15 protein-coding genes are annotated in these 13,357 nt (G+C 69.0%); 10 read left to right on the forward strand and 5 right to left on the reverse strand.

Annotation, left to right across the window (positions count from 1 at the left end; translation table 11 throughout):
• Genes ACFXK0_RS14695 through mnhG form a run of 3 tightly spaced genes read left to right on the forward strand, consistent with a single transcriptional unit; the run spans position 1 to position 1,111 of the window.
• Entirely contained in the window at positions 1-534 is a 534-nt protein-coding gene (locus ACFXK0_RS14695; RefSeq protein WP_379410710.1) for a Na+/H+ antiporter subunit E, read from the forward strand.
• On the forward strand, positions 531-791 hold the full coding sequence (locus tag ACFXK0_RS14700; RefSeq protein ID WP_379410667.1) for a monovalent cation/H+ antiporter complex subunit F: 261 nt from the start codon (positions 531-533) through the stop codon (positions 789-791). Before ACFXK0_RS14695 ends, ACFXK0_RS14700 begins: the two co-directional genes overlap by 4 nt.
• Entirely contained in the window at positions 788-1,111 is a 324-nt protein-coding gene (gene mnhG / locus ACFXK0_RS14705; protein ID WP_379410669.1) for a monovalent cation/H(+) antiporter subunit G, read from the forward strand. The genes ACFXK0_RS14700 and mnhG overlap by 4 nt, the downstream gene beginning before the upstream one ends.
• Before the next feature lie 81 nt (positions 1,112-1,192).
• Here mnhG and ACFXK0_RS14710 read toward each other — a convergent pair whose 3' ends face one another.
• From ACFXK0_RS14710 to ACFXK0_RS14730, 5 genes are all read right to left on the reverse strand, one after another.
• Positions 1,193-2,470, reverse strand: a complete 1,278-nt coding sequence (locus tag ACFXK0_RS14710; RefSeq protein WP_379410711.1) for a DUF5933 domain-containing protein — start codon at positions 2,468-2,470, stop codon at positions 1,193-1,195.
• A 137-nt stretch (positions 2,471-2,607) separates the two neighbouring features.
• Positions 2,608-3,750: a glutamate--cysteine ligase gene (locus ACFXK0_RS14715; protein WP_379410670.1), complete on the reverse strand. Its 1,143-nt coding sequence runs from the start codon at positions 3,748-3,750 to the stop codon at positions 2,608-2,610.
• A 10-nt stretch (positions 3,751-3,760) separates the two neighbouring features.
• The gene (locus ACFXK0_RS14720; protein ID WP_379410671.1) at positions 3,761-4,447 is read right to left on the reverse strand and encodes a superoxide dismutase family protein; all 687 of its coding nucleotides are present in this window, start codon (positions 4,445-4,447) and stop codon (positions 3,761-3,763) included.
• 90 nt (positions 4,448-4,537) lie between these two features.
• Entirely contained in the window at positions 4,538-5,107 is a 570-nt protein-coding gene (locus tag ACFXK0_RS14725; protein ID WP_379410672.1) for a LytR C-terminal domain-containing protein, read from the reverse strand.
• A gap of 42 nt (positions 5,108-5,149) precedes the next feature.
• On the reverse strand, positions 5,150-5,452 hold the full coding sequence (locus ACFXK0_RS14730; RefSeq protein WP_379410673.1) for a DUF3263 domain-containing protein: 303 nt from the start codon (positions 5,450-5,452) through the stop codon (positions 5,150-5,152).
• Between the two features lie 182 nt (positions 5,453-5,634).
• Between ACFXK0_RS14730 and ACFXK0_RS14735 the strand changes: the two genes are divergently transcribed.
• The 7 genes from ACFXK0_RS14735 to ACFXK0_RS14765 all read left to right on the forward strand — a co-directional run bounded on the left by ACFXK0_RS14735 (position 5,635) and on the right by ACFXK0_RS14765 (position 13,182).
• A complete protein-coding gene (locus tag ACFXK0_RS14735; protein ID WP_379410674.1) occupies positions 5,635-6,222 on the forward strand; it encodes a peptide deformylase in 588 nt (195 codons plus the stop codon).
• Between the two features lie 111 nt (positions 6,223-6,333).
• Entirely contained in the window at positions 6,334-7,299 is a 966-nt protein-coding gene (locus ACFXK0_RS14740; protein WP_379410676.1) for a GNAT family N-acetyltransferase, read from the forward strand.
• Between the two features lie 3 nt (positions 7,300-7,302).
• Positions 7,303-8,118, forward strand: coding sequence for an exodeoxyribonuclease III (locus ACFXK0_RS14745; protein ID WP_379410678.1), 816 nt, complete (start codon positions 7,303-7,305; stop codon positions 8,116-8,118).
• 63 nt (positions 8,119-8,181) lie between these two features.
• On the forward strand, positions 8,182-9,384 hold the full coding sequence (locus ACFXK0_RS14750) for a homogentisate 1,2-dioxygenase (RefSeq protein ID WP_379410679.1): 1,203 nt from the start codon (positions 8,182-8,184) through the stop codon (positions 9,382-9,384).
• Positions 9,381-10,568, forward strand: a complete 1,188-nt coding sequence (fahA, locus tag ACFXK0_RS14755) for a fumarylacetoacetase (RefSeq protein WP_379410680.1) — start codon at positions 9,381-9,383, stop codon at positions 10,566-10,568. The genes ACFXK0_RS14750 and fahA overlap by 4 nt, the downstream gene beginning before the upstream one ends.
• 53 nt (positions 10,569-10,621) lie before the next feature.
• The gene (locus ACFXK0_RS14760) at positions 10,622-10,798 is read left to right on the forward strand and encodes a hypothetical protein (protein ID WP_379410682.1); all 177 of its coding nucleotides are present in this window, start codon (positions 10,622-10,624) and stop codon (positions 10,796-10,798) included.
• 134 nt (positions 10,799-10,932) lie between these two features.
• Positions 10,933-13,182, forward strand: a complete 2,250-nt coding sequence (locus ACFXK0_RS14765; RefSeq protein WP_379410683.1) for an MMPL family transporter — start codon at positions 10,933-10,935, stop codon at positions 13,180-13,182.
• Positions 13,183-13,357: the final 175 nt, after the last annotated feature.

Below are 13,357 nucleotides of genomic sequence, written 5' to 3' on the forward strand. Positions count from 1 at the left end.
ATCACCCGTGACAACGCACTTCGCGTCGGTGTGCTGATCTGGCTGACCGCCGTGTGGGTGGCGCTGTGGGGCGATCTGTCCATCGCCAATCTGGTCGCCGGACTGGTGGTCGCGCTGGTGGTGGTGTTCGCGCTGCCGCTGCCGCTGGTGCCGGTGACCGGGCGCTTCCATCCGCTGTCGTTTCTCGAATTGATCGTCGTCGGTACCTATTACGCGCTCGAGTCGAGTCTGCAGGTGGCCTGGTTCGGTATCCGCCGGGCCGGCCCACCGGTCTCCGGCGTGCTGCGAGTGCACCTGGACATCCAGTCCGATCTGGTGCTGGTGATGTGTGCCGATCTACTCAATCTCATTCCCGGCACGATGGTGCTGGAGCTGGATCGGCCACGCAATGTCGTCTACGTGCACGTCCTCGATGTCGGCAGCGACGAGGCCGTCGAGAAGTTCTATCGTGTCACCCGCCGGTTGGAGCGCCTGATGATCAACGCCTTCGAACGCCCCGGCGAACGTCATCCCGCCCCGGAGGTGCAGTCGTGACCGTCGTCGCCGTACTCGCCGGCATCCTGCTCATCGCCGCCGCCGTGATCACCAGCTACCGGGTGCTGGCAGGCCCGAGCACCCTGGACCGGGTGGTCGGGATCGACTCGCTGATGGCCATCGCCGCCTCCGGGCTGGCGGTCTGGGCCGCCTACAGCGACGACACCACCGTCATCCCGGCGATCGTGGCACTGGCGCTGGTCGGGTTCCTCGGGTCGGCCGCGGTCTCGCGCTTCCGCGTCAGGGACGACCGATGAGCTTCTGGGAGTGGGTCTCCGCGGTCCTGATCCTCACCGGTTGCGCGTTCGCGTTCACCGCGGCCCTGGGCATAGTGCGCTTCCCCGACACCCTCACCCGCATGCACGCCGCGACCAAACCGCAGGTGGTGGGGCTGATGCTGGTGTTGGTCGGCACCGGCATCGACATCCGCGACGACGTGAACGTCTGGATGCTGGTCCTCACCGGCCTGTTCACCATCATCACCGCCCCCGTCATCGCCCACCTCATCGGCCGCACGGCTTACCGCGAACAGCGCAGGGTTGATTTGCGGCCGGGGCCGCGGGATTCCCGGCCCTGAGGGCCTCACATCCGAGGGGCGATACTCCGGCTTCGCCGTTACGTCTCGCCCCTCGGATGCGAGGCGGCCGGGAATCCGTCGTCAGGTAGCTGGAGCGGGTTCGGTCGAGGTGTTGGGGTGTGCCGCAGTGGCCGGGGCGGTGGCGAACCAGGTGGCGTGGAAGGCGACCGCGACGGCGGTGAGCAGCCCGATCACGATCGCGCCCGCCACCACCGGATACTCCGCCATCGGCACCGCGAGATAGCGGTAAGCCAGCAGCAGGCCCGCGAACACCACCGCGCCGAAGGCCACCAGCCGCACCCGGAACATCCCCCAGCCGCGTTCGGGCGCCCGCAGCGCCGACTCCACGGTCAGGCACAGCACCGCACCGGCCACCAGGTCGACGCCGTAGTGGTAGCCGAATCCGAGCGTCGCCGCCACCGTCGCGGCCAGCCAGAACGCGCCGCCCCAGCGCAGCCAGGCCGGCGCCCGCGACCCGTCGACATCGCGGCGGGTGTGGATGAACAGTGACAGCGCCCACGCCGTGTGCATCGACGGCATGCAGTTGCGCGGGGTGAACGCGTCGAAGGGCAGCGCGGCCGGGCTGTGGTTGATCGGCGGCAGCATCGACGGCCAGAAATCGCCCACCTGGAAACCGCCGCCCGCCGCGCCAAAGGCGAACATCGGGCCGACCACCGGGAACAGCACATAGAACACCGGCCCGACCAGCCCGAGCACCAGGAAGGTACGGACCAGGTAATGGGTGGGCCACTGCCCGCTCGGCACCACCCGGCGCAACTGCCAGACCGCGACCACGATCGCCGCCACCGGCAGCTCGATATAAACCCAGTGCAGCACCGCGTACACCTCGGGCCCGAGCACATCGAGCACCCGCCCGAGCACCCAGGACGGGTCACCGAGCGCGTGATCGGCGAGCACCAGATATTCGTCGAGTACGGAGGGGTGCACCGCCGAGGTGACGTGCAACCACACATCGCCGACCTTGGTGGCCAGCACCAGCAGCGCGCCCAGCGCCGCGGCCTTCAGCGCGTCACTGCGTTCGCGGCCCTGCCAGCGCACCGCCGCGGTCACCGCGAGCGCGGTCAGCACGATGGTCGGCCCGTTGCCGACGGTGAACGGATTGCCGTCGAGCAGCCGCAGCGCGCCCCACACCGCGTCGATCCCGATCGCGGCCGCCAGCGCGAACAGCCGGCGTCGCGCGTTCACCCCGACCAGCGCCAGCAGCAGACCAGCCCACGGCACCGACATCGATTTCGGGGTGCCGATGTAGTCGCGGGCCAGGCTGGCCAGCGGTCCGTCGAAGTCGTTGATCCAGGCCGCGACCTGCAGGGCGATCAGCAGCGCCAGCACCGAGCACATCGCGAGCACCGCGAGTGTGCGTGGTTCGCGCAACCGCGAGCGCAGGGACCCATCCCCCGCCACGATGCGCGGATGTTCGACAAGCATCCAAACATCGTAAACGGCCGGTGAACACCGGCCCGCCGAGTAGCTGAACGCTACTGATCGAGCTCCCGAACCAGCGCGTCGACCACGGCGACGAGATCGCCCTGTGATCGCGCCGCGACCTGACGTTGCCGCTGGTAGGAGGCACCATTGCGCGGGATATCGGCGACCGCGGCGAGTTCGTCGACGCAGCCCAGCCGTTTGGCGGTCGGCTCCAGCCTGGTCAGCAGATCCATCAAATCGTCTGTGACCAAACGCTCATTGCTGTCGTCGTCGACGATCACGATGGCGTCGAGCCCGTAGCGCGCGGCCCGCCATTTGTTCTCCTGCACATGCCACGGCGGCAGTGTCGGCAGGACCTCGCCGTTGTCGAGCCTGCGCTCCAGATCGACGATGAGACAGTGGATCAGCGCGGCCACCGAGGCCAGTTCGGCCCGGCTGGACAGCCCGTCGCAGACGCGCACCTCGATCGTGCCCCACTTGGGCGCGGGCCTGATGTCCCAGTGCATGCCGCCGAGCTGCTCGAACACCCCGGTCTTGAGCTGGTCGTGCACGAAACCCTCGAACTGGCCCCAGTTCTCGAACTGGAACGGCAGCCCGGCGGTCGGCAACTGCTGGAACATCAGCGCGCGATTGCTGGCGTAACCGGTGTCGTCACCGGACCACATCGGCGAGGACGCCGAGAGCGCGAGCAGATGCGGATACGACAGCAGCAACGAGTTCAGGATCGGAAAGACCTTGTCCCGGTGCGAGACTCCCACGTGCACATGCACGCCCCAGATCAGCATCTGGCGGCCCCACCACTGGGTGCGCTCGATCAGCTCGTCGTAATGCGGTGAGCGGGTGAGCTGCTGGGTCGACCACGGCGCGAAGGGATGGGTGCCCGCGCAGAACAGGTCGACGCCGAGCGGGTCGGCGGCCCGGCGCACCGCGTCCATGGTGTCGCGCAGATCCTCGACCGCCCCGCCGACCGTGTCGTGCACACCGGTCACCAATTCGACGGTGTTGCGCAACAATTCCTTGGTGACCTGCGGCGTCCCGTCGTGGGCCCGCCGATCACCGACGGCATCGAAGACCGCCGACGCGGTATTGGACAGATCGCGCGACACTTTGTCGACGAGCGCGATCTCCCATTCGATCCCGATCGTGGGCCGAGGCGATCCGTGGAACGCCACCGATGGGATCGCCCCGGCCATTCGCGTCTCGCTAACCGACGACGCCGCAGGCGACGCGCGAGCCGGCGTCACCGGTGGACAATGTGGTCTCGTCCGGGCCGGTGCCACCCTCGCGGGTGTAGCGCGGCGGGATGTTGCCGAAGTTGTCGGGACCGGAGTGCACGATCAGCGCCTTGCCCTTGACCTGGTCCAGGGTGATCGCGTCGGTCTGGGTGACCAGCTTGGCGGTGCCGTCGCCGAGCACCTGCAGCGAGGCCAGGTCGCCGCTGGACGGATGCGCGTTGGCGGCGCCGACCTGCAGGTGACCACCGGCGGAGCTGAAATCGCCCTCGCAGGTGCCGTTCTGGTGGAAGTGCAGGCCGTGGAAGCCGGGCTGCAGGCCGTGCGCCTCGACGGTGACGACCAGGTGGCCGCCCTCGGAGGCGATGGTCGCGGTGCCGACGGAGGCGCCGGAACCGTTCTTCAGCTCGGCCTTCAGGCCACCCGCGGCAGGCGTGCCGTGGTCCTCGGCCTCGGTGGTCGGCGCGCCGTGGCCGCCGCCGTGACCGCCTTCGGCGCTGCCCGCGGGGGCGGGCGAGCTGGTCCACACCGGCGGCGTGGTCCCCTTGACGTCGGTCGACTCCTGGCTGTTGGTGCAGGCAGCGAGCCCGAACACGGCGACCGCGAGAACCGGGGTCACAGTGCGCCAGGACGGGCGACGAGTGGTCGACGTGGCCATCGGGAAACTCTCCTTCGTGGACAGGGCTGTACCGCTCAAGATGATGCCACAGCGCCGGGACCGCACCCGGCACCGCGTGCCGAGCCTTGTTCAGCGACCGGTCAGTACCACCACGACACCCGGCGACGTGTCGCCTTCCTTGGGTGCCACCGTGGCGCCGATCTCCTGCGCGATCTCGGTGGCCGCGGCCCGGTCGCCACTGCCGCCGCCGTAGAAGACGGTGGTGGTGGTCAGGTTGGCGCCGCTGTAGTTGCCGGTGCTGACATTGCTCCAGCCCGCGGAGGTCAGTTCGCTCGCGGTGCGCGCGGCCAGACCGGCCACCAGGCTGTTGTTCAGTACCCGCACCGGGACGCTCTGGTCCACGCCGTCCGCGGTGGTCGGCGTGGTGGTCGGCGTGGCCGAGGTGGTGGTGGTCGGCGCGACGGAAGTCGTCGTCGATTCCGCCGTGCTGGTGGTCGTGGGGGCCGCGGAGCTGACCGGCGCCTGCGCGACCGCGCTGGAGGTGGTGGTCTCGGTCTGCTCGGCCGCGTCGGTGGCGCCGGATTCGGAGTTCGACAGCGACATCGCACCCAGGCCGGCGAAAACGATGGCCAGCGCGATCAACACCATCGCCAGCGCGCGCAGCGGTGGGCCGCCGGGGGTGGGATTCGGGTTGCTCACCCGCGCAACCCTAGTCGCATCGTCGAGTGCGTGAGGTTCATGTCAGACCTGGAAACCGAGTCGGCGGGCGGCGCGGGCCTTCTGCCTGCTGGCCCGCAGCCTGCGCAGACGCTTGACCAGCATCGGGTCGGCCGCCAGCGCTTCTTCCTTGTCCACGACCGCGTTGAGCACCTGGTAGTACCGGGTGGCCGACATGGCGAACAGTTCGCGGATCGCGTCTTCCTTGGCGCCCGCGTACTTCCACCACTTGCGTTCGAAGTCCAGGATGTCGAGCTCACGGCGACTCAGGCCGGTCTCGTCCTCGACCGACGATTCCTCGATATTGCGAGCCGCTGCGCCGTCCATCTTGCTCCCTCGCCGAGTATCACGAGATGAAAAATGACGCTTGCACGTCGCGGATCATTCAACCATGCGGCTACCGGATCGTCCGAGTGATGTCCCGGCGTGTTGACCGGCGGCCAGCAGGGTGTCGCGGGCCACCAGGGGCCGCCGCTCGCGCGGACGCGCAACCGGCGATAATGGCCGTCATGGCAATTCTCCCGATCGTGATCGTCGGTGACCCCGTTCTCCACAACCCCACCGCCAAGGTGACGGAGACGCCCGCGGAGCTGGCCCCGCTGATCGCGGACATGTACGACACGCTCGCCGAGTCCAAAGGTGTCGGCCTCGCGGCCAACCAGGTCGGCGTCGGCAAGCGGCTGTTCGTCTACGACTGCCCCGACTTCGATGCCGCGGGCACGCCGATCCGCCGCAAGGGTGTGGTGGTCAACCCGGTGCTGGAGACCTCGGCGATCCCCGAGACCATGCCCGATCCCGACGACGACGAGGAAGGCTGCCTGTCCGTGCCGGGCGAGCAGTTCCCCACCGGCCGCGCGGACTGGGCCAAGGTCACCGGCACCGACGAGAACGGCGAGCCGGTCGAACTCGAGGGCACCGGCTTCTTCGCCAGGATGCTGCAGCACGAGGTCGGCCATCTCGACGGCTTCCTCTACGTCGACGTGCTGATCGGCCGCAACGCCCGCGCCGCCAAGAAGGCCATCAAGCGAAACGGCTGGGGCACACCGGGCCTGAGCTGGATCCCCGGCACCGTCCCCGACCCCTTCGGCCATGACTGAGACATGGCGGCTGGCGCCGCGCGTTCCCGGCCTGTTCCCTCGGCCTTCCCTCCCTCCGGGCACTCCTTCGTCGCACCCTCCGCTCAGTCCAGGCCGAGGCGGCCGGGAACGATGATCCCACTCGGTCGCCGCGTAGTCATGCGGTACCAGCTCCCCGAGGGCTATCCCCAGCCGCTCACCGATGTGATCGGCGAACTGGTCTCGATGACCCCGCCGTCGGTGCGGACCGCCGACGGGGAGCTGGTGACGGTCGCCGCGGAGAAGGTCGTCGCGCTGAAAGCATTGGGGCCCAGGCCGATCCGGACCAAGGAGATCAGGTACCTGGAGGCGGCGGCGGCCGCGGCCTGGCCGGGGCACACGCACGGGTGGATCGACGGCTGGCTCGTGCGCGCGGGCAACGGTTACACCGGGCGCGCGAATTCGGCGGTGCCACTGGGTGAGTCCGGCATGCCCGCGGTGCTCTCCATCGACACCATGCACAAGATCGCGGACTGGTACACCGAGCACGGGCTGCCGCTGCTGCTGCAACTGCCGGACCGGCTCGCACCGGTCCCGCCGGGCTGGAACACCTGGAGCGAGACCGTCGTCCTCGGGCTCGACATCGCGAATTTCGTGCTGCCGCAAGGCCCGTCGATGGTGCGGATCAGCGATGCCCCCGATGACGGCTGGCTGACGGCGCACCGCTATCGCGGCGAGATCCCGGTCGACCCGGCGGTGCGCGTGCCGGACCGCTCGGTCCTCACCGCGGTCCAGGACGGCGCCCTCGGCTTCGCCGCCCTCGGCCTGCCCGAACCACTGGCGATCGGCCGCGGCGCGGTGACCACTGCCCCCGACGGCCGCCGCTGGGTCGGCCTCACCTGTGTCGCGGTGGCGGCCGCGCACCGCCGCAACGGCCTGGCCGCGCTGCTGTGCGCCGAACTGCTGCGCTGGGGCGCCGACCACGGCGCCACCCACGCCTACGTCCAGGTGGAGGTAGGCAATGCCGCCGGCCTCGCCCTGTACCGCGACCTGGGTTTCCTCGAACACCACACCTACCGCTACACCGCCCCGCCCAGTGTTGGACCGGAAAGGACCTGACCCATGCGTCTGGCCACGTGGAACGTCAATTCGATCCGCTCCCGCGTCGACCGGGTGACGGCGTTTCTGGACCGGCACGACATCGACGTGCTGGCCATCCAGGAAACCAAGTGCCGCGATGACCAGTTCCCGTTCGAGCAGTTCGACGCCGCGGGCTACGAGGTGGCGCATGTGGGGCTCAACCAGTGGAACGGGGTCGCCATCGCCTCGCGGGTCGGCCTCGACGACGTCGAGACCGCCTTTCCCGAGCAGCCCGGTTTCGACAAGAACGCCGGAGCTTCGCTGCTCGATTCACCAGTGGTCGAGGCCAGGGCGATCGGCGCGACCTGCGGTGGGGTGCGGGTGTGGAGCCTGTACGTGCCCAACGGCCGCGCGCTCGACGACCCGCACTACACCTACAAGCTGGCCTGGCTCTCGACCCTGCGTGCGCAGGCGAGCGGCTGGCTGACCGAGGACCCGGCGGCGAAGATCGCCCTGGTCGGCGACTGGAACATCGCCCCCACCGACGACGATGTGTGGGCACCGGAACTGTTCGAGGGCAAGACCCACACCTCGGCCCCGGAGCGCGCCGCCTTCCAGGCGATGCTCGACACCGGCTACCGCGACGTGATGCGCCCCTTCGCCCCCGGCCCCGGCGTCTACACCTACTGGGACTACACCCAGCTGCGTTTCCCCCGCAAGGAGGGCATGCGCATCGACTTCGTCCTGGCCTCCCCCGCCCTGGCCGACCAGGTCACCGACGCCCACGTCGACCGCGAGGAACGCAAAGGCAAAGGCGCCAGCGACCACGCCCCGGTCATCGCCGAGTTCACCGACTGACCACCCCCACAGCGGTACCGTGGTGGCAGGACTATCCGCCCTGCTCAGCGGGAGGTGTGCGCTATGTTCTATCGGCGCGTGGGAGCGGTGCCACCGAAACGGCACACGCAACACCGCGATGATCGCGGCCACCTCTATTACGAGGAGCTGATGGGCGAGGAGGGGTTCTCCGGTGATTCCTCGCTGCTCTATCACCGCGGCCTGCCACCTGCGATCGTCGACGCGACGGTGTGGAAACTCCCCGACCAAACCCTGACCCCGAATCATCCACTGCACCACCGGCATCTGCGGTTGCCCGAACTGTTCCCCGGCGATACCGCGGCCGCGTCCGACCCGGTGACCGGTCGCAGGCTGCTGCTCGGCAATGCCGATGTGCGGATCTCGTATGTGGTCGCCAAGGGCGCGTCACCGCTGTACCGCAATGCGATCGGCGACGAGCTGGTCTATGTGGAATCCGGTGCGGCCGTGGTGGAAAGCGTGTTCGGTGCGCTCACGGTCGGCCAGGGCGATCAGGTGATCATGCCGCGCGCCACCACGCACCGCTGGTTGCCGGTGGGCGAAGAACCCCTGCGCACGTATGTGATCGAGGCGTCCAGTCACATCACGCCACCGAAACGCTATCTGTCGAAATTCGGGCAACTGCTGGAGAACGCGCCCTATTGCGAACGGGACCTGCACGGCCCCACCGAGCCGCTGCTCGCCGACGGCACCGATATCGAAGTTCTGGTGAAACACCGGCCGGGCAGCGAAGTGGTCGGCACCCGAATGCTGTACGCGACACATCCTTTCGATGTGGTCGGCTGGGACGGCTGCCTGTATCCGTACCGTTTCGATATCGGCGATTTCGAGCCGATCACCGGCCGCGTGCACCAGCCACCGCCGGCGCATCAAGCTTTCGAGGCGGTCAATTTCGTGATCTGCGATTTCGTGCCGCGCAAGGTCGACTATCACCCGCTTTCGATCCCGGTGCCCTATTACCACTCCAATGTGGATTCCGACGAGATCATGTTCTATTGCGGCGGTGATTACGCGGCCCGCAAGGGTTCGGGCATCACGCAGGGGTCGGTGTCGGTGCATCCGGGCGGTTACGCGCACGGACCGCAGCCGGGCGCCTACGAGCGCAGTATCGGGGCGGAATTCTTCGACGAGCTGGCGGTGATGGTGGATACCTTCCGGCCGCTGCTGCTCGGCGAAGGGGCGCTGGCCTGCGAGGATCCCGATTATGCCTGGACTTGGTCGGGCCGCGGCCCGGAGAGCGCTCGATGAGCGGCGCGACGGTGCGCGTCGAGGTCGCGGCGGACTCGTTGTTCGGGCCGGAGAACATGCCCTACGGTGTTTTCGCGCCGCCCGGTGGCGAATTCCGCGTCGGCGTGCGGCTGGCTGATTCCGTCCTCGACCTGGCGGTGCTACTGGATGATCCGGTGTTCGCGCGCGGTGAGCTGAATTCCTTTCTCGCCCAGGGGCCGAGCCGCTGGCGCGCGGTGCGTGACCGGCTACGTGAACTCGCTGAAACTCCGCTGCCCACCGATGCCGTGCACGACCTGGACTCGGTCCGCACAGTACTTCCGGTACAGATCGGCGACTACGTCGACTTCTACGCGAGCATCGATCACGCGAGCAACCTGGGCAGGCTCTTTCGGCCCGACAGCGAACCACTGCTGCCGAATTGGCGGCATCTGCCGGTGGGATATCACGGCAGGGCAGGCACGATCGTCGTCTCCGGCACCTCGGTGATCCGGCCCAGTGGACAGCGCCGAATCGGTACGGCACCACCGGAGTTCGGGCCGTCGCAGCGGCTCGATATCGAAGCCGAGCTGGGTTTCGTCGTCGGTGCGCCGTCACGCCAGGGCGAACCCGTCGGTGTCGAAGCGTTCGCCGAGCACGTATTCGGCGTGGCCCTGGTCAACGACTGGTCCGCCCGCGATATCCAAGCCTGGGAGTACCAGCCGCTCGGGCCGTTCCTCGGAAAGTCCTTCGCCACTTCGCTGTCGGCGTGGATCACCCCGCTGGAAGCGCTCGCGCACGCCCGGGTGCCGCTGCCCGACCAGGACCCCGTGCCGCTGCCCTACCTGCACGGAACCGACGACGCGGGCCTGGATATCGACCTGACGGTCGCCTGGAACGGCGAGGTCGTCACGCGGCCGCCCTATGCGCGCATGTACTGGTCACCCGCGCAGATGCTCGCCCACCTCACCGCCAACGGCGCCTCGATCCGCACCGGCGACCTCTACGCCTCGGGCACCATCTCCGGTCCCGAGCCGGACCAGCGCGGCTCGTTCATCGAATTATCCTGGGGTGGAGCCGAACCCGTTGTCGTCGGCGATGATTCCAGGACCTTCCTCGCCGACGGCGACGAGGTGACGATCACCGCGACCGCCCCCGGAACAGCGGGTCGACCGATCGGTCTCGGCGAGGTCCGTGGCCGTATTCTCGCTGCCCACAACACCTAGCCCCCAAGAACTCCGGTCTGCCCCGCCACCATGGCGCGCCTTATGGTGACCGCATGACCTATCGCCTGGCCGTCCTCGGCGGTATCGCCCTCGCACTCGCGCAGCTCCCGATGACCACGCCCGCCGGGGCGGAATGCGGACCGCGTCCGGTGCCGTGCGCGACCGAATCGGGCGACCCTGTCCCGGCCAGGTCCGGGCAGGCACCGTTCGACGGAACGTCCACCCGGTAGCCGGGCCCGGCCCGGTCCGGCATCCACCCAGGGGCGGAGATAGTACTCGGCCTACCTCCGCCCCGAGGTGGTATCGGCGAGATTCCGTGGCGGGCTACGGTGACGTTCGACGTTCACCGAGAGAGAGCCCGACGATGTTGACGAGAATCGCCCACGCCGCCGTGGCCCGGCCACGCCTGGTGGTCGCGGTGGCGTTGTTGCTGATGGTGTTGAGCGGCGCGATCGGCGCCACCGTGCACTCGCACATGAAATCGGGCGGATTCGTCACCGCGGATCTCGATTCGGTGCAGGCCAGCCAGTATCTGAGCGAGCATTTCCCGGGCAGCGAGCCCAACTACGTCCTGCTGGTCACCGCCCCGGACGGGCCCGATTCGCCCGCCGCCCGCGCGGCCGCCGACCAGGCCATCGCCGAGTTGCGCACCCACGACTGGGTCAGCGGCGTCCAGTCGTACTGGGAGGCGCGGCCCGATCTGCGGCAGGCGCTGGTCAGCAATGACAACCAGCAGGCGCTCATCCTGGCCAGCATCGAAGGCGACGACGCCGAGCTGCCGGTGCGCGCGGCCGAGCTCACCGAACAGATCCAGGTCGACGGGCCGGTGACGATTCGCGCGGGCGGTCTGGCCGCCTCGTTCGCCGATATCAACACCCAGATCAGCAAGGACCTGGTCATCGCCGAGGCGATCGCCATCCCGGTGACCGGCCTGCTGCTGGCGCTGGTGTTCGGCAGCGTCGTCGCGGCCGCCCTGCCGATCGCCATCGGCCTGTTCGCGATCGCAGCCGCGCTCGGCATCCTGCGGGTGCTGACCTCGGTGGCTGACGTGTCGATCTTCGCGCTGAACATGACCACCGCGCTCGGCCTGGCGCTGGCCATCGACTACAGCCTGTTCATCGTCAGCCGGTATCGCGAGGAACTCGCGGCCGGGGCCACCCCGACCGCGGCGGTGATCCGGTCCATCCAGACCGCCGGGCGCACGGTGGTGTACTCCGCGCTGGTGGTGGCGCTGTCGCTGTCGGCGCTGCTGGTGTTCCCGCAGTACTTCTTCAAGTCGTTCGCCTATGCCGGGATCGCGGTCGTCGCGGCGGCCACCGCGGCCGCGGTGATCGTGCTGCCCGCGCTGCTCATCCTGGTCGGTGACCGGATCAACGCCGGTGACCTGCGCGCCCCGCTGCGCAAGCTGCTGCGGCGGCCTGCCCGCCAGGAAAAGGAACCGCAGCAGACGTTCTGGTACCGGCTCGTCGTCGCGGTGATGAAGCGGCCGCTGCCGATCGCACTGGCGACCACCGCGTTCCTGCTGCTGCTCGGCTCGCCGTTCCTCGGTGTCCAGTTCGGCTATCCGGACGACCGCTCGCTGCCCACCGAGGTGGCCAGTCGCGAGGTCGGCGATGTGCTGCGCACCCAGTTCGACGCCGATATGGCTTCGAGCGCGACCATCGTGCTGCCCGAGTTCCGTGGCACCCCGGCCGAGCTGGACGCCTACGCCCGCGAGCTGTCCAAGGTGCCCGATGTGCCCGCGGTGCTCAGCAGCGCGGCCGTCTATCGCAACGGGCTGCGGATCGCCGCAGGCGTGCCCGAGATGTCGGACGCGCAGGCCGGATCGTTCCTGTCGGTCGGCACCACCCTCGACCCCTACTCCGATGCCGGCGCCGACCAGCTCGACACCCTGCGTGCCGTCCCCGCGCCGTCGAAAGCCCTGATCACCGGCCCCGCCGCGCTGAACCAGGACTCCGTCGACGCGATCGTCGGCAAACTGCCGCTGGCCGGCGCGCTCATCGCGATCACCACGCTGGTGCTGCTGTTCCTGTTCACCGGCAGTGTGGTGCTGCCGGTGAAGGCGCTGGCGCTGAACATGCTGTCGCTGGCGGCCACCTTCGGCGCGATGGTGTGGATCTTCCAGGAAGGCCACCTGTCCGGCCTGCTCGGCTTCACCGCCACCGGCACGCTCAACCTGGCCATGCCGATCCTGATGTTCAGCCTCGCCTTCGGCGCCTCGATGGACTACGAGGTGTTCCTGCTCTCGCGTATCCGCGAGGAATGGCTGGCCGGCCCCAAGACGACCGACGGCAATACCGAGGCCGTCGCGATGGGCGTGGCCCGCACCGGCCGCATCTTCACCGCCGCCGCGCTGCTGATGAGCATCGTGTTCCTCGGCGTGGCGACCTCCGGCGTGTCGATGATGAAGCTGTTCGGCCTCGGCTGCGCGCTGGCGGTGATCAGCGACGCGACCGTCATCCGCGGGCTGCTCGCGCCGGCACTCATGCGGATGATGGGCCGCTGGAACTGGTGGGCGCCCAAGCCACTGGTCGCCCTGCACAACCGGTTCGGGCTGTCTGAATCCGAGGAACCGCACCCGACGCCGGAACGGGAAAAGGTCAACGCGCGGTAGTGCCGGACTGCTCCGACGCCCTACACTGCTAACGGTCCACGCACGCCCCGACCACGAGGAGGGGCCCGCCGCGCAGCGGCGGTTCGCGGCCGTCCCGCCGATGGGAGGGGGGGAGGGGGGGGGGGCCAGAGGGCTCAGAACGCACCCCACACCCGCTCCCCAACCGGGGGGCGCG

The sequence above is a fragment of the Nocardia sp. NPDC059177 genome, assembly GCF_042755165.1.
Lineage (GTDB): Bacteria > Actinomycetota > Actinomycetes > Mycobacteriales > Mycobacteriaceae > Nocardia.

Coding starts and splice junctions, on each gene's coding strand:
- ACFXK0_RS14735 (WP_379410674.1), top strand. CDS start 5,635: ATGGCAATTCTCCCGATCGTGATCGTCGGTGACCCCGTTCTCCACAAC.
- ACFXK0_RS14765 (WP_379410683.1), top strand. CDS start 10,933: ATGTTGACGAGAATCGCCCACGCCGCCGTGGCCCGGCCACGCCTGGTG.
- ACFXK0_RS14720 (WP_379410671.1), bottom strand. CDS start 4,447: ATGGCCACGTCGACCACTCGTCGCCCGTCCTGGCGCACTGTGACCCCG.
- ACFXK0_RS14715 (WP_379410670.1), bottom strand. CDS start 3,750: ATGGCCGGGGCGATCCCATCGGTGGCGTTCCACGGATCGCCTCGGCCC.
- mnhG (WP_379410669.1), top strand. CDS start 788: ATGAGCTTCTGGGAGTGGGTCTCCGCGGTCCTGATCCTCACCGGTTGC.
- ACFXK0_RS14760 (WP_379410682.1), top strand. CDS start 10,622: ATGACCTATCGCCTGGCCGTCCTCGGCGGTATCGCCCTCGCACTCGCG.
- ACFXK0_RS14730 (WP_379410673.1), bottom strand. CDS start 5,452: ATGGACGGCGCAGCGGCTCGCAATATCGAGGAATCGTCGGTCGAGGAC.
- ACFXK0_RS14710 (WP_379410711.1), bottom strand. CDS start 2,470: ATGTGCTCGGTGCTGGCGCTGCTGATCGCCCTGCAGGTCGCGGCCTGG.
- ACFXK0_RS14745 (WP_379410678.1), top strand. CDS start 7,303: ATGCGTCTGGCCACGTGGAACGTCAATTCGATCCGCTCCCGCGTCGAC.
- fahA (WP_379410680.1), top strand. CDS start 9,381: ATGAGCGGCGCGACGGTGCGCGTCGAGGTCGCGGCGGACTCGTTGTTC.
- ACFXK0_RS14740 (WP_379410676.1), top strand. CDS start 6,334: ATGATCCCACTCGGTCGCCGCGTAGTCATGCGGTACCAGCTCCCCGAG.
- ACFXK0_RS14750 (WP_379410679.1), top strand. CDS start 8,182: ATGTTCTATCGGCGCGTGGGAGCGGTGCCACCGAAACGGCACACGCAA.